This is a genomic window from Variovorax sp. GW458-11-26-14-LB1, from assembly GCF_059423965.1.
Genome location: NZ_JBWKYW010000045.1, coordinates 29,018 through 53,110 on the forward strand (window position 1 = coordinate 29,018; position 24,093 = coordinate 53,110).

25 protein-coding genes are annotated in these 24,093 nt (G+C 69.5%); 11 read left to right on the plus strand and 14 right to left on the minus strand.

All coding sequences use genetic code 11. The features are described from left to right. The first annotated feature begins 5 nt into the window (after nt 1–5). On the plus strand, nt 6–2,915 hold the full coding sequence (gcvP, locus tag AC07YS_RS24435; protein ID WP_070059380.1) for an aminomethyl-transferring glycine dehydrogenase: 2,910 nt from the start codon (nt 6–8) through the stop codon (nt 2,913–2,915). 31 nt (nt 2,916–2,946) lie between these two features. Here the strand turns inward: gcvP and AC07YS_RS24440 are convergent, their stop codons facing one another. The 3 genes from AC07YS_RS24440 to AC07YS_RS24450 all read right to left on the minus strand — a co-directional run bounded on the left by AC07YS_RS24440 (nt 2,947) and on the right by AC07YS_RS24450 (nt 5,476). Then, nucleotides 2,947–3,195 carry a hypothetical protein gene (locus AC07YS_RS24440; RefSeq protein WP_495268122.1) on the minus strand — a complete coding sequence of 83 codons (249 nt, stop codon included), beginning with the start codon at nt 3,193–3,195 and terminating at the stop codon, nt 2,947–2,949. Nucleotides 3,196–3,303: 108 nt separating this feature from the next. Next, nucleotides 3,304–4,215 (minus strand): DUF3014 domain-containing protein, encoded by a 912-nt coding sequence (locus AC07YS_RS24445; protein ID WP_495268121.1) that lies wholly within the window; start codon nt 4,213–4,215, stop codon nt 3,304–3,306. Between the two features lie 142 nt (nt 4,216–4,357). Continuing rightward, the gene (locus AC07YS_RS24450; protein WP_495268120.1) at nt 4,358–5,476 is read right to left on the minus strand and encodes a DUF2855 family protein; all 1,119 of its coding nucleotides are present in this window, start codon (nt 5,474–5,476) and stop codon (nt 4,358–4,360) included. 50 nt (nt 5,477–5,526) lie between these two features. Here AC07YS_RS24450 and AC07YS_RS24455 point away from each other — a divergent pair, with 50 nt between their 5' ends. Then, a complete protein-coding gene (locus tag AC07YS_RS24455; protein ID WP_495268119.1) occupies nt 5,527–6,147 on the plus strand; it encodes a TetR/AcrR family transcriptional regulator in 621 nt (206 codons plus the stop codon). On the opposite strand, the gene AC07YS_RS24460 is transcribed toward AC07YS_RS24455, so the two are convergent. The 5 genes from AC07YS_RS24460 to AC07YS_RS24480 form a co-directional block, all read right to left on the minus strand. Next, the gene (locus AC07YS_RS24460; protein ID WP_495268118.1) at nt 6,122–6,799 is read right to left on the minus strand and encodes an alpha/beta hydrolase; all 678 of its coding nucleotides are present in this window, start codon (nt 6,797–6,799) and stop codon (nt 6,122–6,124) included. The two genes, AC07YS_RS24455 and AC07YS_RS24460, sit on opposite strands and share 26 nt — an antisense overlap. A gap of 39 nt (nt 6,800–6,838) precedes the next feature. After that, on the minus strand, nt 6,839–7,879 hold the full coding sequence (locus AC07YS_RS24465; protein WP_492685322.1) for an NAD(P)H-dependent flavin oxidoreductase: 1,041 nt from the start codon (nt 7,877–7,879) through the stop codon (nt 6,839–6,841). A 104-nt stretch (nt 7,880–7,983) separates the two neighbouring features. Then, nucleotides 7,984–8,481 carry a hypothetical protein gene (locus tag AC07YS_RS24470; RefSeq protein ID WP_240531398.1) on the minus strand — a complete coding sequence of 166 codons (498 nt, stop codon included), beginning with the start codon at nt 8,479–8,481 and terminating at the stop codon, nt 7,984–7,986. Between the two features lie 7 nt (nt 8,482–8,488). After that, nucleotides 8,489–9,790: a UDP-N-acetylglucosamine 1-carboxyvinyltransferase gene (locus AC07YS_RS24475; protein ID WP_062474398.1), complete on the minus strand. Its 1,302-nt coding sequence runs from the start codon at nt 9,788–9,790 to the stop codon at nt 8,489–8,491. 155 nt (nt 9,791–9,945) lie between these two features. After that, nucleotides 9,946–10,863, minus strand: coding sequence for a protein NO VEIN domain-containing protein (locus AC07YS_RS24480; RefSeq protein ID WP_095947426.1), 918 nt, complete (start codon nt 10,861–10,863; stop codon nt 9,946–9,948). Nucleotides 10,864–10,974: 111 nt separating this feature from the next. On the opposite strand from AC07YS_RS24480, the gene AC07YS_RS24485 reads away from it, so the two are divergent. Continuing rightward, the gene (locus AC07YS_RS24485; protein ID WP_495268117.1) at nt 10,975–11,694 is read left to right on the plus strand and encodes a hypothetical protein; all 720 of its coding nucleotides are present in this window, start codon (nt 10,975–10,977) and stop codon (nt 11,692–11,694) included. A gap of 11 nt (nt 11,695–11,705) precedes the next feature. Here the strand turns inward: AC07YS_RS24485 and AC07YS_RS24490 are convergent, their stop codons facing one another. Beyond that, nucleotides 11,706–12,023 carry a hemagglutinin gene (locus AC07YS_RS24490; protein WP_495268116.1) on the minus strand — a complete coding sequence of 106 codons (318 nt, stop codon included), beginning with the start codon at nt 12,021–12,023 and terminating at the stop codon, nt 11,706–11,708. A 109-nt stretch (nt 12,024–12,132) separates the two neighbouring features. Between AC07YS_RS24490 and AC07YS_RS24495 the strand changes: the two genes are divergently transcribed. Next, nucleotides 12,133–12,354 (plus strand): DUF7661 family protein, encoded by a 222-nt coding sequence (locus AC07YS_RS24495; RefSeq protein WP_143599026.1) that lies wholly within the window; start codon nt 12,133–12,135, stop codon nt 12,352–12,354. Between the two features lie 11 nt (nt 12,355–12,365). Here AC07YS_RS24495 and AC07YS_RS24500 read toward each other — a convergent pair whose 3' ends face one another. After that, nucleotides 12,366–12,635 carry a hypothetical protein gene (locus tag AC07YS_RS24500; protein WP_492725995.1) on the minus strand — a complete coding sequence of 90 codons (270 nt, stop codon included), beginning with the start codon at nt 12,633–12,635 and terminating at the stop codon, nt 12,366–12,368. Nucleotides 12,636–12,742: 107 nt separating this feature from the next. Here AC07YS_RS24500 and AC07YS_RS24505 point away from each other — a divergent pair, with 107 nt between their 5' ends. The 3 genes from AC07YS_RS24505 to AC07YS_RS24515 all read left to right on the plus strand — a co-directional run bounded on the left by AC07YS_RS24505 (nt 12,743) and on the right by AC07YS_RS24515 (nt 16,885). Beyond that, entirely contained in the window at nt 12,743–14,839 is a 2,097-nt protein-coding gene (locus tag AC07YS_RS24505) for a S8 family serine peptidase (protein ID WP_495268115.1), read from the plus strand. Between the two features lie 89 nt (nt 14,840–14,928). After that, nucleotides 14,929–15,180: a cell division protein FtsQ/DivIB gene (locus AC07YS_RS24510; protein WP_139703887.1), complete on the plus strand. Its 252-nt coding sequence runs from the start codon at nt 14,929–14,931 to the stop codon at nt 15,178–15,180. 100 nt (nt 15,181–15,280) lie between these two features. After that, entirely contained in the window at nt 15,281–16,885 is a 1,605-nt protein-coding gene (locus AC07YS_RS24515) for a phospholipase D-like domain-containing protein (RefSeq protein WP_495268114.1), read from the plus strand. Here AC07YS_RS24515 and AC07YS_RS24520 read toward each other — a convergent pair. Beyond that, a complete protein-coding gene (locus AC07YS_RS24520; RefSeq protein WP_492725989.1) occupies nt 16,876–17,862 on the minus strand; it encodes a LysR family transcriptional regulator in 987 nt (328 codons plus the stop codon). The two genes, AC07YS_RS24515 and AC07YS_RS24520, sit on opposite strands and share 10 nt — an antisense overlap. Nucleotides 17,863–17,990: 128 nt before the next feature. Here AC07YS_RS24520 and AC07YS_RS24525 point away from each other — a divergent pair, with 128 nt between their 5' ends. Further along, nucleotides 17,991–19,211, plus strand: coding sequence for a M20 aminoacylase family protein (locus AC07YS_RS24525; RefSeq protein WP_495268113.1), 1,221 nt, complete (start codon nt 17,991–17,993; stop codon nt 19,209–19,211). 47 nt (nt 19,212–19,258) lie between these two features. Further along, nucleotides 19,259–20,254: a Bug family tripartite tricarboxylate transporter substrate binding protein gene (locus AC07YS_RS24530; RefSeq protein WP_495268112.1), complete on the plus strand. Its 996-nt coding sequence runs from the start codon at nt 19,259–19,261 to the stop codon at nt 20,252–20,254. Nucleotides 20,255–20,269: 15 nt separating this feature from the next. Here AC07YS_RS24530 and AC07YS_RS24535 read toward each other — a convergent pair whose 3' ends face one another. Next, nucleotides 20,270–20,470 carry a hypothetical protein gene (locus tag AC07YS_RS24535; protein WP_062474379.1) on the minus strand — a complete coding sequence of 67 codons (201 nt, stop codon included), beginning with the start codon at nt 20,468–20,470 and terminating at the stop codon, nt 20,270–20,272. Nucleotides 20,471–20,627: 157 nt separating this feature from the next. Here AC07YS_RS24535 and AC07YS_RS24540 point away from each other — a divergent pair, with 157 nt between their 5' ends. Beyond that, nucleotides 20,628–20,918, plus strand: a complete 291-nt coding sequence (locus AC07YS_RS24540; RefSeq protein ID WP_062474377.1) for a hypothetical protein — start codon at nt 20,628–20,630, stop codon at nt 20,916–20,918. Between the two features lie 114 nt (nt 20,919–21,032). Beyond that, the gene (locus AC07YS_RS24545) at nt 21,033–21,920 is read left to right on the plus strand and encodes an amidohydrolase family protein (RefSeq protein ID WP_495268111.1); all 888 of its coding nucleotides are present in this window, start codon (nt 21,033–21,035) and stop codon (nt 21,918–21,920) included. Between the two features lie 21 nt (nt 21,921–21,941). Here AC07YS_RS24545 and AC07YS_RS24550 read toward each other — a convergent pair whose 3' ends face one another. Further along, nucleotides 21,942–22,697, minus strand: coding sequence for a tRNA-uridine aminocarboxypropyltransferase (locus tag AC07YS_RS24550; protein WP_495268110.1), 756 nt, complete (start codon nt 22,695–22,697; stop codon nt 21,942–21,944). Nucleotides 22,698–22,770: 73 nt separating this feature from the next. Next, nucleotides 22,771–24,093, minus strand: a 1,323-nt coding sequence (locus AC07YS_RS24555; protein WP_495268109.1) for an NHL repeat-containing protein, incomplete at its 5' end; no start/stop codon positions are given.

Genomic DNA, 24,093 nt, shown 5'->3' on the forward strand with positions numbered 1-24,093 from the left:
CCGCCATGCCGATTCCCGCCCTTCCCTCTTTGCAAGCCCTAGAGAACGCCGAAGAATTCCTCGCCCGCCACATCGGCATCGATGCAGCGGACGAGGCGCGCATGCTGCCGGTGATCGGCTCGGAAACGCGCGCGGAGCTCATCGACGGCATCGTGCCGGCGGCCATCCGCCGCGCCCGGCCGATGCGCCTGCCCGCGCCCGTCACCGAGGCCGACGCGCTGGCCGAGCTGAAGGCGCTGGCGTCGAAGAACAAGGTGTTCAAGAGCTTCATCGGCCAGGGCTACTACGGCACGCACACGCCGGGCGTGATCCTGCGCAACATCCTGGAGAACCCCGCCTGGTACACCGCCTACACGCCCTACCAGGCCGAGATCTCGCAGGGCCGCATGGAAGCCCTGCTCAACTTCCAGACGATGGTGTGCGACCTCACGGGCATGGCCATCGCCAATGCCTCGATGCTCGACGAGGCCACGGCCGCCGCCGAGGCCATGACGCTCGCCAAGCGCAGCGTGAAGAGCAAGAGCAACGTGTTCCTGGTCTCTGGCGACTGCCACCCGCAGACCATCGAAGTCATCAAGACGCGCGCCGCGCCGCTGGGCATCGAGGTCAAGGTGAGCACCGTGTCGGAAACGCTGCCGCACCTGATGGTGAGCGGCGAGTTCTTCGGCGTGCTCGCGCAGTACCCGGCCACCACCGGCCACGTGCACGACCTGCGCCCGCTCGCGGGCCACGCGCACCAGTGCGACGCCGCCTTCATCGTCGCGGCCGACCTGCTGGCGCTGACACTGCTGGTCGCCCCCGGCGAGTTCGATGCCGACATCGTCTGCGGCACCACGCAGCGCTTCGGCATGCCGCTGTGCAACGGCGGCCCGCACGCCGCCTACCTGGCCTGCCGCGATTCGTTCAAGCGCTCGCTGCCCGGCCGCCTCGTCGGCGTGAGCGTCGACACGCACGGCCAGCCCGCCTACCGCCTCGCGCTGCAGACGCGCGAGCAACACATCCGCCGCGAGAAGGCCACCTCGAACATCTGCACCGCGCAGGTGCTGCCGGCCGTGGTCGCCAGCATGTACGCCGTGTACCACGGCCCCGACGGCCTCACGCGCATCGCGCAGCGCGTGGCCGTGCTCACCGCCATCCTCGCCAAGGGCCTGTCGCAGATGGGCCGCGAGCCGGTGAACACCACCGCCTTCGATTCGCTGACGATCCGCACCGGCGACGACACGGCCGCGATCATCGAGCGCGCGCAGGCCGGCGGCGTCAACCTGCGCCAGCGCCTGCAGCAGCACCTGGGCATCTCGCTGGACGAGACCACCACGCGCGCCGACATCGAAACCCTGTGGGCCCTGTTCGTGCCCGCTGGCACCGCGATGCCGCGCTTCGACGAGCTGGCCGCCAGCACCACGCCGCTGATTCCCGAGGACCTGCGTCGCACCAGCGCCTTCCTCACGCACCCGGTGTTCAACACCCACAAGAGCGAGACCGCGATGCTGCGCTACATCCGCAGCCTGTCGGACAAGGACCTCGCGCTCGACCGCAGCATGATCCCGCTGGGCAGCTGCACCATGAAGCTCAACGCGACCAGCGAGATGATCCCCATCACCTGGCCCGAGTTCGCCAACATCCACCCCTTCGCGCCCGCCGACCAGCTGCAGGGCTACGCCCAGCTCGACGCGCAGCTGCGCGCCTGGCTGTGCGAGGCCACCGGCTACGCGGGCATCAGCCTGCAACCCAACGCGGGCTCGCAAGGCGAGTACGCGGGCCTGCTGGCCATCAAGTCCTTCCATGAAGCCAAGGGCCAGGGCCACCGCAACATCTGCCTGATTCCCTCCTCGGCGCACGGCACCAACCCGGCCAGCGCCCAGATGGTGGGCCTGCAGGTGGTGGTGACGGCCTGCGACGCGCAGGGCAACGTCGACATGGACGACCTCAAGCGCGCCTGCGAGAAGCACAGCGCCCACCTGGCCGCCGTGATGATCACCTACCCCAGCACGCACGGCGTGTTCGAAACGCGCGTGAAGGAACTGTGCGAGCTCGTGCATGAGCACGGCGGCCGCGTGTACGTCGACGGCGCCAACATGAACGCGCTGGTCGGCGTGGCCGCGCCGGGCGAGTTCGGCGGCGACGTGAGCCACCTGAACCTGCACAAGACCTTCTGCATCCCGCACGGCGGTGGCGGCCCGGGCGTCGGCCCGGTCTGCGTGGTCGAAGACCTCGTGCCCTACCTGCCGGGCCATGCCACGGCCGGCGTGCCCTCGAACGGCGTGGGCGCCGTGTCGGCCGCGCCGCTGGGCAATGCGGCCGTGCTGCCGATCAGCTGGATGTACTGCCGCATGATGGGCGCCAAGGGCCTGCAGGCCGCCACCGAGACGGCCATCCTGAGCGCCAACTACATCAGCGCGCGCCTGAAGGACCACTACCCCACGCTGTACGCGAGCCCCAACGGCCACGTCGCGCACGAGTGCATCCTCGACCTGCGTCCGCTCAAGGACACCAGCGGCGTCACCGCCGAAGACGTGGCCAAGCGCCTCATCGACTACGGTTTCCATGCGCCCACGCTGAGCTTCCCCGTGCCCGGCACGCTGATGGTGGAGCCCACCGAAAGCGAACCGCTGGCCGAGCTCGACCGTTTCGTCGACGCGATGATCGCCATCCGCGGCGAGATCCGCCGCGTGGAAGAAGGCGTCTGGTCGAAGGATGACAACCCGCTCAAGCACGCGCCGCACACCGCCGCCAGCTTGCTCGGCACGGAGTGGAGCCACCCCTACTCGCGCGAACTCGGCGCCTTCCCGCTGGCCGAACTCAAGCAGGCCAAGTACTGGCCGCCGATCGGGCGCGTCGACAACGTCTACGGCGACCGCAACCTGTTCTGCAGCTGCGTGCCGGTGGGCGAGTACCAGGAAACCGAAGAGGCCTGACGAAGGCGAGGCGGCGCAAGCCGCCCGCCATTCAGCCTTCTTGCCGGTACATCGCCCACTTCACGGTGAGCAGGTCCGCGGCGATCTTCGCGGCGTTCACGCCCGCGTAGGTTTCGGACGGATCGAACGCGAAGGCCGCCTGGTAGCGCTTGATGTGCGCATAGTCCCGATCGAAGGTCATCGGGCCCATGAGTTCGGTCGGGTCGGTGCCGGCGGGAAGCGCCAGGAATTTCCCGGGGTCGGTGGTGCTCTGGTAAAGATCGACGCTCATCAGGTTCATGGCTTGCCCTCGAAGTCGTAGGCGCAAATCATCTCGACCCTTCGCGCGGCATGCAATCGGCCCGCGCCTACAGGGCGTGCAGGCGGGGCGCTGTCAGTGCATCGCGCCTCAGGGCTGCTTCTTCTTCGCGATCTCGCCGGTGGCGATCTGCGCGCGCAGCCCGCGCAGGCTGGCCTTCATCTTGCGCTCGTTCTCGGGCCCCATGCGCACCAGGATCTTCTGGCCGGCCGAGAGCGATTCGAGCTTCGGGTCGGCGTATTCGTAGCGCACCCAGGGCCGCTGCGAGGGGATGTCGCCCTTCACCTCGACCAGCTTCACCTGCACCGGCCCCGTGGGCTCGGGCGCCTGCAGCAGGTGGTCGATCACGGCAATGAAGCGGTCGTTGAAGTAGCGTCCCGGATAGCCCAGCTCTTCGTACGCCTGCTGGAACAGCGGGTACAGCCGCGCATACACCGCCGCCGCCTTGGCCGGATCGACAGCCCCGGCCAGCATCACGATGCCGTTGTAGCGCGCGGCGTTGTTCGCCGCGATGGTCTGCACGCCGCCCTGCTGCGGCCCGTCGGTGATGAAGCGCTGCGGCGCGGGCTGCACCGGCCACTTGCTGGCGGGTGCCTGCTCGCGCGGCAGGTTGTCGACCGTGGCGACGAAGCGCCGCACCACGCCGTCGGACTGCAGGTAGGCCGCGACGGCCTTGCCGCCCAGCAGCTCGGTGAGCGCCTTCATCACGCGCGCATCGGAACTGGCCAGCGCGGGCAACGCGGCATCGGGCGGGGCCAGCGCCTCGACCGGGTTCTGCGGGCCCTTCGGCTCTTCAACCTTGGGCGGCTCGGGGGGCGCGTCGTTCGGGGCGACGGCCACGGGCGCGGTCGGCAGCGGCGCCAGTTGCTGCTGCTGGTACCAGCGCCAGCCGAAATAAGCCGCCACCAGCACGACCAGCGCCAGACCGACGATGGTGCCCATCGGCGCTTCCTTGCGGGGTCGGAATTCAGGGGTGTCGCGGGGGGAGTCGGCGTCGGACATGGGCGGTTTCCTTTTGCGGGATGGCAGTGGGGAGACGAAAGGCAATGGTGCACCAGGATGGCCTGCACGGCCCGCACGATCGCCACGTTCTCGTAACCCCCTGTGACGCCCCACCCGCGCCGAAGTTCAGTCGCTCAGCCCGTCACGCGCCACCGATGCGCACCACATGCGCCTCGCGCGGATCGACGCTGCCCGCGTGCAGATCGGCGATCACGGCCTGCGCATGCGCGAAGCCGCGGCCCTGGGCCAGCGTCATCCAGCGGTTGCCCGGGCGGCTCAGCTCGGCGATGAAGCGGCCCTGCGCGTCGTTGAAGCGGCGGTTGACCTCCTGCGGGCCCCAGTCGGCATTGCGCTTGCGGATCTGCACGGGCGCGAAGTAGAGCTTCGGCGTGGGGCCGGGCAGCGCGCTGGTGTCGCCGAGAAACTCGGTCTTCTGCGCCGAGCCCGCATAGCAGTCGTAAACCAGCGACTCGCCGAAATGGTGGTGCACCGTGGCGCGCAGGTTGTCGTGGCCCGCGAAGTCGACGTAGAGCGTGGGCACGTCGGCCGCCAGCGTGGCGATCTCGTCGTAGGCCACCGTGCGGTCGTAGCAGCCCAGCGCCTCGACGAAGGCGCGGTTGCCTTCCGACGTGGCGGCGATCAGTTGCAGTCCTTCGCGGCGGCCGAGGCAGAAGGCCGTGCCGAACGCCGTCTTGCTCGACGCGCTCGATACCACCACCTGCGTCGCGCCGAAGAAGGCGTTGTCTTCGAGAAAGTCGGCCAGCATGAACGAGGTGATGAACAGCGGACGCACCAGCATCTGGTAGTCCTCCAGCGCGGCGACGTAGCCCGCATCATGGCTGCAGCGCATGTACTGGTTGTAGGCCGACACCAATTCGCTGCGATGCGCCGCACCGTCGTAGAAGCCGCGCGGCGTCACGCGCACCGGCTGCATGCGCAGGTGGCTCGCAATGGGAAAGTAGCCGTAGAAGCGCTCGCCCACCGCCACGCCTTCGACGTTCGATGCCACCACGTCGGCAAAGCCCCAGGCCGGCATGTGGCCCCAGTCGGCGTCGCCGGTGGGAAAGAACTGCCAGTACTTCATGACCGCATCGCCGAAGGCCGCGTAGGTGATGTTGTTGGTGGTGAGCGAGAAGCGCTCGATCTGCATCAGCACCTCGCCCGGCTGCAGGCTGCCTGCGTCTTCCGAAGTGACGATGCGGGTGGTTCCGAGTGCGTTCTTGCGCGTTTCGAGGCGGGTTAAAGTGAATGCGTTGTTCATTCGCAAACTGTAGGACGGCCCGCTTCGCCGCGGGTTCGGAAACCCGGTCCATGCCCGCCGCACCCCGCTCCAAGCCCCTGAAACGCCCCACGCAGGCGCGCGGCAAGTTCACCGTGCAGGCCATCTACGACGCCTTTGTTCGGATTTGGCGCACGCAGGGCTGGGAAGGCGTGACCACGCGCGCCGTGGCGCTCGAAACCGGCATCGCCGTCGGCACCTTCTACGACTACTTTCCCGACAAGGAAGCCCTGCTCTCGGGCTATGTGCGCCACTGCGTCGAGGCGCTGCTGGCGCGGCTCGACGCGGACGTGATCGCGCCACCCGACATCGACTGGCGCGAACGCACGCAGCGCCTCGTGCGCCTCACCTGCGACACGCGCATCGACGAATTGCCCGCCTTCGACCACGAGATGCTGATGCTCGAACACCGCGTGGCCGAGCCCAAGCACCACCGGCGCGTGTACGACGAGTTGCTCGCGCGCTGGACGCAGGCCTTCGCCGCCTGCCGCGACCTGCAGCCGCCACCCTCGCCCGCCACCGTGCAGGCGCTGCTGACCGCGGCCTGGGGCGGGCGCCGCTACCGGCTGCTGGTGCAGCCCGACGACGCAGCGGGGGACGCCTGGGTCGACGAGATGGAAGCGCTGGTCAGGGCGCGGCTGTTGGCGCGCTGAGCGCCTGCAGCCACGCCAGCGTGCCCTGCAGCTCGGCCGGGCGGATCTCGTGCGCGCCGGGAAAGTCCGAGCCCGACAGCACCAGCGGCAGCCCGCGCACCAGCTCGCGCGTGGCCTGCGCGGCGCTCGGCGGAATCACGTTGTCGGCGCTGCCGTGGCTCACCCACAGCGCCTTGCCCGCGAAGGCCTCGGGCGGCGCGATGTGCGGCACCACCTCGGGCAGCAGCCGGCTGTGCCACACCAGCGCGGCGCGCAGCTTCTCGGGCTGCGTGAGCAGCAGCGACAGCGACATGATCCCGCCCTGGCTGAAGCCGCCGACCACCACGCGCTCGGGCGGAATGCCCAGCTGCTGCGACGCCGACGTGACCATCTCGCCGATGAGGAAGCGGCTTTCGCGCTCCTGCTCTTCGTCGATGCGGCGCCCGCCATCGGCCAGCACCTGGAACTCGAACCACGCGTAGGAGCCGGGCGACAGCACATAGGGCGCGCGCAGGCTCAGCACGTGGAACTGCGGCGGCATCATGCGCGCCAGGCCGAACAGGTCTTGCTCGTTGCTGCCCACGCCGTGCATCAGCACGAGCAGCCAGGGTTCAGGGCCGCCCGAGGGTGCGGGGTGATGCAGGAACTGCAGGGGCAGATGGAGCGATGTCATGGGTCGGAAGGGCTCGAAAAAAATGACGGACGGCGCGGCTCAGCGAAAGCCCTTGGCCAGCGCCCGCGTGACCTCGGCCGAGGACACCTCGCGGCAGCCGGTGGCGTTCTGCCCCGACCACAGCGGAGAAAAATCGCCGCTGCCCTGCGCTTCGGCCTTGGCGCGCAGCGGCGCGATGCCCGAGGTGGCGAGCGGAAATTCCGGCGCCGGGCCGATGGGGCCCAGCTCGCGCATCACGCGGTTGACGATGCCGCGCGCCGGTCGGCCGGTGAACAGGTTGGTGAGCGCCGTGTGGCGCGCGGCCTCGCTCTTCAGCGCCGCGCGGTGCAGCGCGCTGGTCATGGCCTCGGGCGTCAGCAGGTAGGCCGTGCCGACCTGCACGCCGGCCGCGCCCAGCGCCATGGCCGCAGCCACGCCGTCGGCATCCGCGATGCCGCCGGCCGCGATCACCGGCACCTTCAATGCGCGCACCAGCTGCGGCAGCAACGCGAAGGTACCGAGCTGCTTCGTCAGGTCGTGCGACAGGAAATGGCCGCGGTGCCCGCCGGCCTCCAGCCCCTGCGCGATGACCGCGTCGACGCCCTTCGCCTCGAGCCACAGTGCCTCGTCGACGGTCGTGGCCGAAACCAGCACCTTCGCGCCCCAGCCGCGCACCTTGGCCAGCAGCGGCTCGGGCGGCAGACCGAAATGGAAGCTCACCACCGGCGGCTTGAACTCGGCCAGCAGGTCGGCCACCTCGGCGCTGAAGGGGTTACGCCCCGGGCCGGTCGGGATGCCCGCGGGGTCGATGCCGAACTCGGCGTAGTACGGCCCCAGCGCGGCGCGCCAGGCGGCCTCGCGCGCCTCGTCCGGCGTGGGCGGGGTGTGGGCGAAGAAGTTGACGTTGAAGGGCTTGTCGGTGCCCGCGCGGATCGCCGCGAGTTCGCTGCGCATCGCGTCGGGGCCGAGCATCGCGCACGGCAGCGACCCCAGCGCGCCTTCGTTGCACACCGCGATCGCCATCGCGCTGGCCTGCGCGCCGGCCATCGGCGCCTGGATCAATGGAAGTTCGGTGCCGAGGATCTGTTGCAACGTCGTCATTCGGGGTGCGCTCCTGTGTCCGTGTGTCGAATGCACGGCATTCTCCGGCGAAGCCGGTGGGCGCTGTGGCTGCGGGGTCATCGCGGGCGCAGCCGCCCGCCGGCTCAGCGCGCCTTGCCGAAGTCCTTCAGCTTGAAATCGGTGTCGTCCTGGTAGCCGTACAGGCGGCACACCGCGCGGAAGTCTTCCACCGCAAAGCCGGTCCAGGTGTAGTTGCGGGCACGGCGGCCCGTCTTGCGGTTCTGCACGTCGAAGGACAGCGAGGCCTTCGGCTCCGGCAGGTTGATCGTCTTGTGCAGGCTGGGCACGAACTTGAAATCTTGCGCCTCGAAGCGCTTGGAGGCACCGAGTGCCGTGCGCACGACGATGGCCTCGGGCGTGAACTCGTAGCGCGACACGAACAGGTAGTCGCGCCGCACCGCGACGATGACCACGAGCGCCAGCAGCAGCGTCACCGCATAGAACAGCGGCGTGTTGATCGTGCGGTCGACCAGGAAGCGGTAGGCGTAGTTGAACACCAGCGAGGTCAGGCCGACCATCAGCACCAGCTGCCCGAGCTGCATCAGCAGCCACTTGGCCTTGTTCGAGACGGAGACGATCACGACCGCTTCACTCCTCGCTGGTCCACTCCACCTGCACGCCCAGGCTGCGCAGGTTTTCCACGAAGCGCGGGTGCGCGCGCCGGATCGGCGTCGCGTTGCGGATCTCGGACTTGCCTTCGATGCTCGCGGCCACCATGAACAGCGCGATCGCCACGCGGATGATGTAGGGGCTCTCGACCACCGCCGGCGTGAGCGCATGGCCGCCGAAGGTGATGAGCCGGTGCGGGTCGGACGAGAACACATGCGCGCCGAACTTGGACAGCTCGCCGGTCCAGCCCAGCGCACCGTCGTACACCTTGTTCCAGAACATTGCGTTGCCCTGCGCGCGCACGCCCAGCGCAATGAAGATCGGCAACAGGTCGACCGGGAAGTACGGCCACGGCGCGGCCTCCACCTTGGTGAGCACGTTGCTCGTGAACGGCGTCTGCACCTTCAGCGGGCCGCTGCGGATGGCGCGCGACCAGCCGTCGGCATGCTCGATCTGCACGCCGAATTTGGCAAAGGTGCGGTCGATGAGCGGAAAGTTGCCCGGCGCGCTGTTGCGCACCACGACGTCGCCGCCGGTGATCGCGCCCAGCGCCAGGAAGGTGGTGATCTCGTGGAAGTCTTCGTCGAAGCGGAACTCGCCGCCGCCCAGCGCGCCGCCGCCATGCACCGTGAGCCGCGAGGTGCCCATGCCCTCGATGCGCACGCCGATCATCGCCATGAAGCGGCAGAACTCCTGCACGTGCGGCTCCGAGGCCGCGTTGGTGAGCGTCGAGGTCCCGCCCGCGGCGGCCGCGCACAGCACGAAGTTCTCGGTGGTCGTCACCGAGGCGTAGTCGAGCCAGTGGTCGGTGGGCGTGAGCCGGCCGGGGGCATACACCAGCAGCGAGCCCTCGGTGCGCTCCACCTGGCCGCCGAAGCGCTGGAACACCTCGACGTGCGGATCGATCTCGCGCACGCCCAGCGTGCAGCCCTTGACGTTGTCTTCCAGCCGCGCCACGCCGAAGCGCGCCAGCAGCGGCGGCACCAGCATGATCGACGAGCGCATTTCCTCGGGCAGGCGGTGGAGCGCCGCATCGAAGGTGGTGGCGCGGTGGTGCAGTTCGAGCGTGCCGCTCTCGTGGTCCATGCGGACCTCGCTGCCCAGCGTGCGGAAGATGTCGAGGATCTTGCGCACGTCGGTGATGTCGGGCACCCCGTGCAGCCGCAGCGGTTCGCCGGTGAGCAAGGTGGCGCACAGCACCGGCAGCACCGCGTTCTTGTTGGCGGAGGGAATGATGCGGCCGCGAAGGGGCGTACCGCCGTGCACGATGAGGTTGGACATGAAGGGGGCGAACAGAGGGGGCGAAGGCACGAACTGTTCGCGCCGGACGGCGGAACTTTACCGTTGGAAACGACGGGTTTCCGGGGGCTCAGTTGTAAGAATTTGGAAACGCCCGCGGCGCGCCGGTGCAGCCGCGGCGTTGCCAGGGAGGCCGGTCAGGCCTTGCGCTGGAAGCCCGGCGCCTGGTCGACTTCGGTCGGCTTGTAGATCTTGTGCGCCGCCGTCGCGCTGCCCGCGTCGGCCACCACCAGCAGGCGCCACAGCGGCTCGCGCACGGCGCACAGGCTTTCCTCGGGCGTGAGCGCGAAGGTCGGCAGCGCCGGGGCGGTGCCCTTCACGACCACCTTGAGCAGCATCGCGCCCTTGGCGTTCGACACCTCGATGTCGTAGCCCAGCGCCTTGCTGGTGACGTCTTCCGCGTTGTAGCCGTAGCCCTTGAAGTGGCCCATGACATAGGCCATGGCGGCGGCCTGCACGGCGTCGGTCGTGGTCGGGCCGGCCGGGGCCGCGTCGGCGTCATCGGCCGCCGGCACGCCGCCACGGGCCTTGGCGGCCGTGATGTCGGCCTCGGTCGGCACCCAGCCGCGCGCACCGCGCACCAGCACGGCGAGCTGTTGTTCAGGCTCCCAGCTCGCGACGTGCCATTCGGCGTCGTCGCGCACGCGGGTCGACACCTTGGCGCTCTTGTTGCTCTCGAGCTCGGCGATGGCGACGCGGTTGGTCTGCAGCACGGCGCGGAATCCCTGGCCGGCGTCGAAGGTGCGCTTGAGCAGGGCCAGGCGGTCCTTGGCGCGCTGCGCCTGCTGGGCGCTGCGCACGCCGCCGCCGGGGCGGCGCTGGGCGTCGAGCGATTCCAGGTAGAACCAGCGGCCACCGGCCGCCACGCTCACGTACTCGCCCCAGATGGTGGCGATGACGTTGTCGCCCGTGGCGAGCCAGGCGTGCTCGAACGGCTTGTCGCGTGCGTCGAACACCCCCATCTTGGCGACGATTTCGACCGGCGTGAGGCGCGGTCCGGAGAGCCGCATCTCATCGATGGCGGCGAGCACGGAGGGGTCGACTTCCTTGTCCATTCAGCGGAATTCTGGCGAGTTGGGAGGGGGTGGGAGTATGCCGCATCGGCCGTCGCTCCCCGGTGCCCGGCACCTTGCCGCGTGTACCCTCCGTGCCTTGAAAGCCCCCGCATGCACGACCTGCTGACCTCCTACTTCTGGCACGGCGACACGCTGCGCAGCCGCAGCGTGAGCGGCGTCGTGCACGCGGCCCTGCTCGACGTTCCCGAGCCCCCAGCCCGCCTCGTGGCCGACTGGCAGCGGGAGATCGCCACGAACGTGCCGCTCGAACCCGGCGATGTCGAACCGATGCCGCTGGCCCGCGCGCGCACGCGCTGGCCCGACTACGCGCAGTGCGTGCAGGCGATGTCCGGCTGGCTCGGCACGCTGGGCCTGCCCGCGTCGCTGCTGCCCGCCAGCGACGTCGCCCTGATGGCCTGCCGCGGCGCGCGCTACCACCACGACGGCGCGCAGTACGGCGGCGCGGCCTTCTGCAACCTGTTCCTCAGCGAAGACAAGGGCCTGGACGTGCATTTCCCCGTCACGGGCCATCGAATTCCGCTCACCCGGGGCACGGCCCTGCTGTTCGACACGGGCCAGCCCCACGCCGTCGTGCCGCGCGGCAGCGACCACGGTTTCGATGCAGCCGATTTCCCGTCTTCGATCGATCGCACGCAGCTGTTCCTGACCTGGGAGCTGTCGATCGAAGACGCGCAGGTGGCGCGACTGCTCGGCGTCGGCTTCGATGTCGATCCGGCCACCGCGTCGCAGCTCGATGAAGAACAGGTCCGGGTGAACGGCCAGCAGGCCGAGGTCTGCGCAAGCTCCGGCCGCTGGCGCAGCGGCACGTAGCGAACGAACGATCAATCGCCCTGGCGGTAGTGAGTCCCCGGCCGCGCCGCCGAATCGATGATGTCCCGCCACGACTTGCCCGCGCTGCGCAGTTGCTCGATCGACGGGCCCAGCGTGTTGCCGTAGCGGCTGTGCGACCTGGCTTCGAGGGCCTGCAGTTCGGCTGACGGCGTCAGCGCGCGGTAGTGCAGCTTGAGATCGTCCCGCTGCGCGAAGATCCAGCGCGCCACCTGTTCTTCACTCACACCATCGGCCAGCATCCGCTCGGCAGCAGGACCGAGCTCGGCCACGGCCGCTTCGTAGGTCTTGCGTACGTTGAGGTCTGCCATGCGGACTCTGGAGTGGATGTGACGGGCGATTCGGCCCATTGTGCATACGACGAGGACGCTACAGTGGCTGTCCCCACATCTCTTTTCGTGCATGCCCGGAGCCCAGACGATGCGCCACCTCTTCAACGTGTTCGGCCGCACCCTGCGCGTCGAAATGACCGATGCCCGCTGGCGCAGCCACTGGGTCGGTGCCGACGGAAAACTGGGCCTCGCCCAGCTCGCGATTCCGCCCGACGTGGCGCCGGCCGACCTCGCGCAGTACCTCTACGACATCTATCACGAGAACGCGACGCCGACGAACGGCGATGTCTTCGAGATCGGGGCGAAGTGAGCCCGGCGCGGCTATCGCTGCGCGGCCTTCGATGACGACCGAAACGCCAGCCAGGCCACGCCGCCGAACGCCAGCACGAACACCAGCAACGGCCCCACCTCCCGGGCCCTGAAGCCCTCGCTCACGAGGTTGCCAAGCAAGGTCCACGGCACCAGCGGAAACGCAAGCAGCACCACCACCGCAGGCACATGCGCGTGCAGCGGAAAGAGAACCAACGCAAGACCCGTCGACAGCAGACTCGCCACCAGGTACGCGAACAGAAGCTTGAACACCACTTTCATGCGGCGATTCTGACCGCCTCCTTGCCCAAGCCGGGGTGACAGATGACACGGCAATCTGCTACACCTCGCGGTACCCACCCGCCCCCCTGCGCAAGGAGATCCGACCGATGGCCCCAGCCAAGAAGCGCGTCGCCGCGAAGAAGCCCTCGCCCGCTGATACGAAAGTCCCCAGGATGCCGCACGGGGTGCTGACGCCGGCGCTGTCGTCCGGCAGCGTGCGGCTCCACGTAACCGGCCAGATCAAGCTCCTCAACAGCTGGGTCGACCTTCCGCCGGAGATGGCCGCCGCGATGGTGGCGCAGTCGGCCCACGCCGACGCGCCCGCCGCGGGCCACCTGCCGGGCGAAGCCTCCCCTGCCCTCACCGCCGCGCTCGCCGGCACGGCCGACGCGTTGTGCACGCGGCTCTCGCCGGTGTCGACCTTCGGGCTCGCGCAATTGCAGCGCCTGCCGATGGACGTCGAGACCTCGATGGACCCGCGCCTCCAACTGGCGGTGATGAACCGCCGCGCGGGCAAGCAGAGCATGCCCATCTCGTCCGCCGACGGCGACTCGGTGCCGGTGGTGGCGCGCGTCACCAGCCATGCCGAGTGGGCCGACATTCCCGACGTCGATGCGGGCTCCGACATCGGCACCGCCGACGACGGCACGGTGCTCGTCACGGGCCGCATTCCGCTGGGCAAGGCAGAAGTCATCCGCCAGCATCCGGCCGTGCTCAGCATGAAGGCCTCGCAGCCGGTGCTGCCGGCCTTGAACAACACCATCGCGTCGATGGGCGTGCAGGCCGACAACCCCGCGCTCGCCGGCACGGCGGGCGGCGCCGGCGTGGTGATCGGCGTGGTCGACTCGGGCGGCGACTTCGCGCACCAGAACTTCATGAAGGCCAACGGCAAGACGCGCCTGCTGGCGCTGTGGCAGCAAGGCGCGCCGGCCAAGGCCAACAGTCCCTACGGCTACGGCCGGCTCTTCGAGGCGGCGGACATCGACAAGGCGCTGAAGAAGGCCGACCCGTACAAGGCGCTGGGCTACGACCCCGGCGCGGGCATGCCGGGCAGCCCCGGCTCGCACGGCACGCATGTGATGGACATCGCCGGCGGCAACGGCCGGGGTTCGCTGCAACCCGGCGTGGCGCCCAAGGCCGACCTGATCTTCGTCGAGATGTCGGCCCGCGACATCGCATGGACCGGCCACAACGCCGTGTTCAGCTCCTTCGGCGATTCGGTGCAGATGCTCGAGGCGGTGAAGTTCATCTTCGACCGCGCCGGCGACAGGCCCTGCGTCGTCAACCTGAGCCTGGGCACCAACGGCGGCCCGCACGACGGCACCTCGCTGGTCGAGCAGGGCTTCGACGCGCTCGTGTCGCAAAAGCCCAACCGCGCGATCGTGCTGGCGGCCGGCAATTCGCAGGAAGACAACACGCACACGGCGGGCACGGTGCCCGGCAACGGGCACCTCGACGTGTCGTGGACCCTGGTCAATGGCAAGGGCGGCGAGTTCGAACTCTGGTACGGCGGCAGCCAGCGCCTGCGCGCCGAGCTGCTGGGCCCCGACGGCGAGGTGCTGGCGAGCGTGGCGCCGGGCGAAAACTTTCCGCTCGGCGCGGGCAACGGCGAGATCGCCGCGTTCCTCAGCAGCCGCATCACCGACCCGAACAACAAGGACAACGTGATCGGCATCTGGCTCGCCCCCAACTGGCCCGACGGCGAGTTCAAGGTGCGGCTGCACGCCCTGGCCGCCGACGACGTGCCGTTCCACGCCTGGCTCGAACGCCTGGACAGCGGCCAGTCGTACTTCGGCCAGCCGGTGAAGTCGCACCTGCTGGGCTCGCTGTCGACGGGCAAGCTGTCGATCGTGGTCGGCGCCTACGATGCCCGCAAGACGGGCGAGCCCGCCGCCAGCTTCTCGAGCGCAGGCCCGACGCGCGACGGCCGGCCCAAGCCCGAGGTCAGCGCCCCCGGCGTGCAGGTGAAGGCGGCGCAGTCGCGCACGAAGGACGGCATGGTGAAGAAGTCGGGCACCAGCATGGCGGCGCCGGCGGTGACGGGGCTGGTCGCGCTGATGCTGGCCAAGGCTCACAAAGCGGGCAAGAAGCTGACCATCGCCGACATCCGCGCCAAACTGAAGGCGGGCGTCAAGCCCGGCGCGGGGCCGGCCGGCTGGGACCCGCAGCGCGGCGACGGCCGGGCTGGCAGCGGCGCAATCTGACGATCCAGCCATGACCCCCACGCCCGGTGCGGTTGTGCCGAACCCGAGCGGGGGGTGTAATCTGTGTTCCCGCCCCCATCTGCCCTCTCATGACCATCGACTTGCGCTCGCTCAAGAAGCTCGACTTTTCGGCCGCCCCCGCGCCGGTGTCGGGCGAGCGCGTCGTCGTGCTGGTCAAGCTGTGCGAGGGCGCCGAGCGCCCGGACTACATCGCCGCGCGCGCCGACATCTCGCCGGGCCTGTTCTCGGCCGAGATTCCGCTGGACAAGCTCCAGCAGCTCGAAGCCGACCCGGCCGTCGAGTCGGTCGAGCTGTCGCGCCGGCTGCCCAACATTTCCTGATTCCCCTGACACGCGACCCACCCGGGTCGCTTCCTTCGCGCATGCCATGCCGGCAGGCGCCCGCACACCCGTGCCTCACAACCCAGCCCAAGGAACACCCATGAAAGTGCTCGACGATGCCGCGCGCGCGGCGGTCCGGTCGGTGATCGCCACCCACCAGGCGCAGCTGGCCGCCCTGCCCGGCTACGTGGCGGCGGAGCCGGGCTTTCCGCTGGTCGACGGCCGCTTCCTGCGCGAGCCCGCGGTGATCGTGCTGGTCGACCGCAAGCGCCCGTTATCGGAGGTGCCCGTGGCCGAGCGCGCGCCCCGGCAGCTCGGCCCGTACCGCGTCTGCGTGATGCAGGCCGACCCCGCGCGGCAGCTGGCCGCCAGCGCGGACTTCGAGGACACGGTGAACGCACTCGCCGAAGCCGCCGTCGGCCTCGTCTACAAGCCGCCTGCGGGCCAGCCCATCGACAAGGTCTACAACGTGAAGCTGCCCTTCCTGTGCCACGTCGGTCCCGACGCGGGGTGGCCGGTGCTGCGGCCTTTTCTCGAAGGCACCACGCGCTCGCTGTCGGTGGCGATGTACGACTTCAACGCCGACCACGTCGCCCAGGTCTTCATCGACCTCGTGCGCGACGGCGGCATCGCGGCGGCGCTGAGCTGGGACGACGGCATGACGAAGGAAGAACAGGTCATCCGCAAGAAGCTGCGCAAGCTGCAGCAGGAGGCCGACTTCACCGCCTGGCTCGTGCAGTGCGGCAAGGGCCGTCGCTTCGCCAGCGCGTACCACGAGAAAGTGGCGGTGCGCGACGGCAAGGCCTTCTGGTTGTCGAGCGGCAACTGGAGCAAGCGCAGCCAGCCCGACATCGACCCCGTGGCCACGCCCGCGCAGGCCAAGGGCATGTTCAGCAAGGGCAACCGCGAGTGGCACGTGATCTGCAGCGACGCCGTGCTCTCGAAGGTCTTCGAGAAGTACATCCTGCACGACCTCAAGGCCTCCGAGAAGGAAGAAGCCGATGGCGCGGCCGACGCGGCGCTGGACGTGGCGCCCAAGCTCACGCTGCCCGACGTGTTCGTGCCGCTCGACCACCTGCTGGAGCAGGCCGTGGCCTTCGCGGGGCCGGTGGTGCCGATCGAACCCGCGCGGCTGCCGGCGGTGAAGACCACGGTGAAAGTGCAGCCCGTGCTCACGCCGGACAACTACCTGCCGCACATCAATGCGCTCATCGACAGCGCACAGACTTCGCTGTACCTGCAGTTCGCCTACATCACCTGGAGCGATGCCGACAAGGACGCGGACTTTCGCGCGCTGCTGCGCAAGCTGGCAGAGCGCAGCACCGAGCCGGACCTCGACCTGCGCATCATCCTGGGCAGCACCAGCGCGGCCGACAACATCCGCAAGCTGGTCGAGGCGGGCTGCAACCAGGACGTGTTCCGCGTCCAGGGCAGCATCCACAACAAGGGCATCATCGTGGACGGCCAGGCGGTGCTGGTGAGCAGCACCAACTGGTCGGGCGACGGCGTGCTGCGCAACCGCGACGCCGGGCTGATCATCCACAACGAAGAGGTGGCGCAGTACTACCAGCAGGTCTTTCTCGACGACTGGGACTCGCGCGCCAAGAGCCGCGTGGACGACGACCCGCCGGTGACGCTGGCCTCAGCCGGCGCGCCCACGCCGCCGGGCATGGTGCGCATGTCGTGGAGCGACTATCACGGGTGAGGCAACGGGGCGTCCGGCGCTGCCTCGATGAAATCCACCGAGTGCAGCACCCGCCGCAGCTCCGGATCGTCCGAGGCCTGCCACGCCGGCAGCTGCGCCAGGAAGTGCGCGATGAAGCGCGCCGCCGCGTGCGACGGCGCCTCCTGCGCGCGGCGCACGATGCCCACGACATTGCTGTGGAAGCGCTCGCGCAGCTGCAGGGTCACGAGCGCATGGCGCAGGCTCTCGGTTTCCACCAGCGGCCAGGGGCAGAAGGTGAGCATGTCGGTCTTGCGCACGAGCCCCAGCATCATCGACGGCGAATGCGCCAGCTGGATGCGCTGCACGGGCGCGGCCAGGCCGTGCTGGCGGAACAGGTTGTCCAGAAAGCTCGCGCCCTCGCCCGGCGTGAAGTTGAGCACCCAGTCGTCCTGCAGCAGCTCGGCCATCGACTGCGCGCCGGCCCGCGGATGGCCGCGGCGCGCCACCACCGTCATGTCGTAGCGGAACAGCGGCTGCGCCTGCAGCCCCTGCATGGCCTCGTCGGGGCCGATGCGGCCGATCAGCAGGTCGAGGCTGCCTTCGCGCAGCCGCGGGTAGCTGAGCGCCGACAGGCCGTCGAACATCTCGAGCTGCACGTGCGGCAGCTCTTCGCGGAACAGCGACACCACGCGCGGCAGCAGGGTCTGCGTGATCCAGGGCGTGATGGCCACGGTCAGGCGCTGCTGCGCGCCGGTGTCGCGGTGGCGTGAGAGCGTGTCTTCGGCCTGGCGCAGCTGGGCCAGCACGCGCTGCGCATGTTCGAGCAGCTCCAGGCCGGCCGGCGTGAAGGCGATGCCGCCGCCGTGGCGTGTGAACAGCGCCACCTGCGCATGCGCCTCCAGTTCGCGCAGGCCCTGCGTGACCGTGGCCTGGGTGACGCCCAGTGCCCGCGCGGCGGCGCGGATGCTGCCTTCGGAGGCGACGGCGGCGAGATAGCGGAGCTGGTGCAGCTTCATGGCGGCCGATTATCCGCAGCCGTCCGCAGCGACAGGCTGCGCCCGCCCCTGCATGGCGGCGCCTGTCTGCCCCCGCAGGCAGCGAATTCCTAGACTCGCCGCAAGACAGCAAGGAGACAGATTCCCCCATGACGACCTACACCGTCGACAACGCCGCCGCCCTCGAGAGCGTGCTGCCCGCCGTGCGCGAGGTCGCGCCCGAGATGGTCGGCCTGCGCCACCGCATCCACGCCCACCCCGAGCTGGCCTACGAAGAGCACGTCACCAGCGAGCTGGTGGCCACGCGCCTGGCCGAGTGGGGCTACGAGGTGCACCGCGGCCTGGCCGGCACCGGTGTGGTCGCCACGCTGACATGCGGCACGGGGACGCGGCGCCTGGGCCTGCGCGCCGACATGGACGCGCTGCCGATCCAGGAAGCGACCGGCCTGCCCTATGCCAGCCAGGTGCCCGGCAAGATGCACGCCTGCGGCCACGACGGCCACACCAGCATCCTGCTGGCCGCCGCGCGCGTCATCGCGCAGGAGCGCAACTTCGACGGCACGCTGCATCTGATCTTCCAGCCGGCCGAGGAAGGCCTGGGCGGCGGGCGCCGCATGGTGGAAGAAGGCCTGTTCGAGCGCTTTCCCTGCGACGCCATCTTCGCGCTGCACAACATGCCCGGCTTTCCGGCGGGCAAGTTCGGCTTCAAGGAAGGCTCGTTCATGGCCTCGTCCGACTCGGTCACGATCACGGTGACGGGGCGCGGCGGGCACGGCTCGGCGCCGCACCTGTCGGCCGACCCGGTGGTGGCGGCGGCGCACATCGTCGTGGCGCTGCAGACCATCGTGTCGCGCAACGTCGACCCGCGCGAGATGGCGGTGGTGTCGGTGGGCGCGATCCACGGCGGCGACGCGCCCAACGTGATTGCCGACAGCGTGCAGATGCGCCTCACGGTGCGCGCCTACCGGCCCGAGATCCGCGCCATGCTGCGCGAGCGCATCACCGAACTGGCGCAGGCGCAGGCCGCCACGCTCGGCGTAAAGGCCGAGGTGGACTACCACTGGCGCTACCCCGCGCTGGTGAACGACGAAGAGTCCACGCGCTTCGCACGGCAGGTCGCACACGACTGGCTGGGCGACGACGGCCTGCTGCCGCCGCTGGCACCGCTCACGGGCAGCGAGGACTTCTCCTTCATGCTGGAGCGCTGCCCCGGCAGCTACCTGATCGTGGGCAACGGCGAAGGCGAGCACCACCGCACCGGCGGCTGCATGGTCCACAACCCCGGCTACGACTTCAACGACGCGATCCTGCCGATCGCGGCCAGCTACTGGGTGCAGCTGGTGCGGCGCTTCCTGGGCGCGCAGGCCTGAGCGGGCCTTTCGCCTTTCCTTTCCCACTCCTTCGTACTGGAACCGCGATGACCCGTCTTGCTTCTTCTTCCGTTTCGCGCCGCGTGGCACTGAGCGCGCTCGGCGCCGCCGCCCTCTGTGCCGCCGCCCCCGCGTTCGCGCAGGGTACCTACCCCGCCAAGCCCATCAAGCTGCTGGTCGGCTACGCGCCGGGCGGCTCGGTCGACATGGCCGCGCGCGTGGCGGCGGACATCCTGTCGGCCAAGCTCGGTGCGACGGTGGTGGTCGAGAACGTGACCGGCGCCGCAGGCGTGGTCGCGGCGCAGCGCGCAGTGAGCAGCCCGGCCGACGGCTACACGCTGCTGGCCGGCTCCAGCAACGAGATGGCGGCCACGGTGCTGGTGAACCCGGCGCAGCGCTACGACCCGGTGAAAGACCTGACCCCCGTCAGCCTGCTCGCCGTCGCGCCCGTGCTGCTGGTGGCGAGTCCGAAGGTGGGCGTGAAGAACCTCGACGAGTTCATCGCCCTGGCCAAACGCAACCCCGGCAAGTTCAGCTACGGCAGCTCGGGCGTGGGCTCGACGCTGCACTTCGTAGGCGAGCAGATCAAGCAGCGCGCAGGCCTGTTCCTCACGCACATTCCCTACCGCGGCACCGCGCCGCTCACGAGCGACCTGGTCGGCGGCACGCTCGACTTCGCGATCGTGTCGCCCACCGCCGCGGCGCCCTTCCTGCAGGGCGGGCGGATCGTGCCGCTGGGTGTGTCGTCGGCCAAGCGCTTTCCCGGCCTGCCGCAGGTGCCGGCGCTCGGCGAGCATCCGCAGCTCAAAGGCTACGAGCTGAGCGGCTGGTTCGCGCTCGCGGGCCCGAAGGACCTGCCCGCGCCCATCGTGCAGAGCCTGCGCGCGGCGCTGCAGGCCGGCCTGGCCGACCCGGCGATCCGCCGACGTCTGGAAGAAGGCGGCTCCATTCCCGCCACGGGCAAGGAAGACCTCGGGCAGATCATGCGCGAGGACACGGCGAAGTACGCGACGCTGGTGAAGTTCGCGAACATGCGCGACTGAGGCCTGCCGGCCGTTTCAGCGCGGGGCGTCGCCGCCCTGGCGCTCCTCCACCCACCACTTCGCCTGCGCGGCATTCATCGCGCGCGCGTTGACAATCATTTCCTCGATCTGCGCACGCGTGGCCGGTGAATCGACCATCCACGCGGTCTGCACGGCATGCGCGGGCCCGCCTTCGGCAAGCCGGTATTCCAGACAAAAACGAACCTCATTGCTCATCGGTGATCGAACCCTCTCTCTTCGCCACCGATTCTGTCTGACTCAAGTGAAACAGAACGCTTCTTCGATGCGTCGCAGCCACAGGAATCGATGGCGTTTTGAGGCCATTCGTTCACAATGATTGCACCGTTGTTGCAGCGGAAAGGAGTGTGAAACCATGTTCGACTTCTTGTTTCGGCCCACCCACACGGCCTATTTGAAACGTGCCTCGGCACTGCTCGAAGAGGCGCAGATGGCACGCATCGAACACCAGGCTGCCGCAGAGCATCACAGCGCCCTCGCCCGCATGTACGCGGAACGTGCCCGGCGGCTCGAGAACGAGCTGTACCGGCAACCGCGCGCCGCGGAGCACGGCACCGAGGCAGTGGCGGTCGCGGTGGAAGACCGCCCGCAGCTGTACTCGCTGGATGGCAGCCGCAAGGCGACGACACACCCGGCCGGCAGCTGACGCCGGCCCGCGCGATCGCCTCGAGGTCGCGCCCGGCGACAAGGGCGCGGCTGCGCCGATGCGGTGATCCGGGGTGATGTAATCCGGCTCCCCGGCCCTCACCGCGAGAACCCCATGCGCTTCATTGTCTGCATCGCCGCCTGCGCGGCCTTGGCCCTGTCCCAAGCCCACGGGCAAACCGCCGCGCCTTACGACGGCCCGCTGTTCGACACCCACCTGCACTACAACCAGGAAGCCTGGGACGGCACCGCCGGCCCCTTCCCGCCCACCGAGGCGCTCGCGCGCATGCAGCGCAACCAGGTGAAGGCCATCATCGCGAACTCGCGGCCCAATGCCGGCACGCAGACCCTGGCCGCCGCGCGCGAAACCCGCGCCGCCGGCGTCACCGTGGTGCCCTTCGTGCGCCTGTACCGCAACCGCGACGACTACAACAACTGGTTCCGCGACGAGACCATCCACGAGATGGTGCTGGCCGAACTGGCGCGCGGCACCGCCAGCGGCCCCTACCGCGGGCTCGGCGAATTCCACCTGTACGAAAGCGCCAACGCCAACGGCCCCGTGGCGAAGAAGCTGATCGCGCTGGCCGAAGAGAAAAAACTCGCGGTGCTCGCGCACGTGGACGATGTGGCCGTCGACCTGCTGATGGCGAACGCGCCGTCGAAGGGCCGCGCGCTGCGCCTCATCTGGGCCCACACCGGCATCGGCGGCACGCCGGTCGAGCGCGTGCAGGCGATGCTGGAGCGCTACCCGCTGCTGATGGGCGAACTCTCGTACCGCCCCGGCCTCACCTGCGAGGGCGGACGCCTGTGCCCCGAGTGGCGCGCGCTGATCCTCAAGCACCCCGATCGCTTCATGGTCGGCTCCGACACCTGGGTCAACCAGCGCTGGAGCGCCTACGACGAAATCATGCGCGGCTACCGCACCTGGCTGGGCGACCTGCCGCCCGCCGTGGCGCAGCGCATCGCCTGGGGCAACGCGGCGGCGCTGTTCGACCTGCGCTGAGGCTCACCCGCGCAGACGGTCTCAGGCAACCTGATCGCGCCGCGCGGCCACCTCGCGCAGCCGCTGGTGCGCGGCGCCGTCCCATGCGACCGGCTGCTGGTTCTTCGCGCACAGGTAGTGGTGCGTGAACACGCCCAGGTAGGCGTCCAGCGTCTGCTGCGCGGCCTGCTCGCCGGCCAGGTCCATGCACATCGCCGCCACCTCGCTGGTGCAGAAGTGGTCGCCGCGGCCGGAGTTGCGCAGTTTGTATTGCGTGATCTGCTCGGGCTGCAGGCTCAGCACCGGCAGCCGGTCGAGGTAGGGGCTGCGGCGAAACATCTTGCGTGCCTCGGCCCAGGTCGCATCGAACAGGATGAAGAGCGGGCGCTTCGCGCTGCCGCCGCCGGCCGCATCAGGCGATGCAGGAACACCCAGCACCACGCGCTCGGGCGCCGCGTACTGCCCCGGGAACACCACGTAGGGTTGCCATTGCGGGTCGTCCAGCAGCGCCAGCAGCGCGGGATCGGTCTCGGTGCGGGCCCAGCCGAAGGCGAAGGTGTCTGCCACCACGTCGGCCACCAGCCACCCGGTGTTGGTGGGCTTGAGCGGTTCGATGTCGGCCATGAGCAGGCACACCCCCGCGCGCGTGGCCACCGGAGGGCGCACGGCGCACATGCAATGGCTGGGCACCAGGCGGCAGCCCGCACAGCGCTCGCGCTTGAAACCGCCACGGGCAAGAAAAGGCTTGGCGCTGCGCGCCAGGCGCGCGGCGCGAAGGAGGGAGACGGCGTGAGGCATGCGCCGATTCTCGGTGGCGTGGCCGTCGCAAGGCGGCCCCTGCCCTCACCGAGGCTGAGGCGATGCCTCGGGATCAGGGCGCGCGAGCCGGCGTGACCTTGCGGATCAGGTTGTTGAAGGTGTCGGCCACGTACAGATTGCCAGCGGCATCGACCGTCACCCCATAAGGCTGCTTGAACGTGGCTGCCGTGCCGATGCCGTTCTGCGCGCCCAGCACACCAGGCTGGCCGGCGATCGTGGAGACCACGCCCGCCGGCGTGATCTTGCGCAGCAGGCTGTTGCCCGTGTCGGCCACGTAGATGATGCCGTCGCTGTCCACCGTCAGGCCGCTCGGCTGGTGGAAAGATGCCGAGTTGCCGGCCCCGTCGGCCGCCCCGGCCTGGCCCGAACCCGCCAGCGTCGTGACCACGCCACCGGGCGTGATCTTGCGGATGCGGTTGTTGCCGCCATCGGCAACGTAGACGGTCCCGCCCGCGTCGACCGCGATGCCATAGGCCATATTGAAAGACGCCGCGCTCCCGGTGCCGTCGGCGAAACCCAGCGCACCCGAACCGGCCAGCGTGGTGACGTCGCCAGCAGGCGTGATCTTGCGAATGACGGCGCCGAAGAGTTCGGTCACGTAGAGGTTGCCGGCGGCATCTGTAGCGACCGACGCAGGTGCATTGAACGTGGCGGAAGTGCCATGACCATCGAGCGAACTGCTGTTGCCGTTCCCGGCGAACGTGGTCACGTCAGCTGCCGGCGTGATCTTGCGGATGCGGTTGCCGTTGAATTCCGTTGCATAGGCATTGCCCGCAGCATCCAGCACAAGACCGGCCAGCCCCGCGAACGATGCGGCCGTGCCGTTGCCATCCCCCGAGCCACCGCCCGCACCGCCGCCCGCAAAGATCGAGACATCGCCGGCAGGCGAGATCTTTCGCACGAGATTGGTTCCTACGTCGGACACGAGCAGGCCGCCGCTCTTGCCGACGACCACGCTGTACGGGAGGTAGAACGATGCGGCGGTCCCGTTGCCATCGACCGAGCCGGTGGTACCCGATCCGGCGAACGTGGACACTTGCGCCTGCACCGCCGAGCACGCGACCGCCACGTCACCGACGTCGGCCGCCGCCTTGCCGCTGCCCTTGCTGACGGTGCAGAACTGCCACAGAGGCTGGGTGCGTACGCTGACCTCGTAGGCCGCACCTTCGACGAGCGCTGCGGTGAAGGTGAACTTGCCATCGGCCGTGAGCTTCAGGTCGTCGCCCGCATTGTTCTGGAGCACCAGGCTGCCGGCGAGGCCAGTGACGGTGCCACCGACCGTGTGGGTCACGACCACGGGAGGCGCCGGCTCGGGCTGCGGCTGTGCCGGCGCGACGATCGGCAGGAAACCCGCGCCACCGCCGCCGCCCCCACC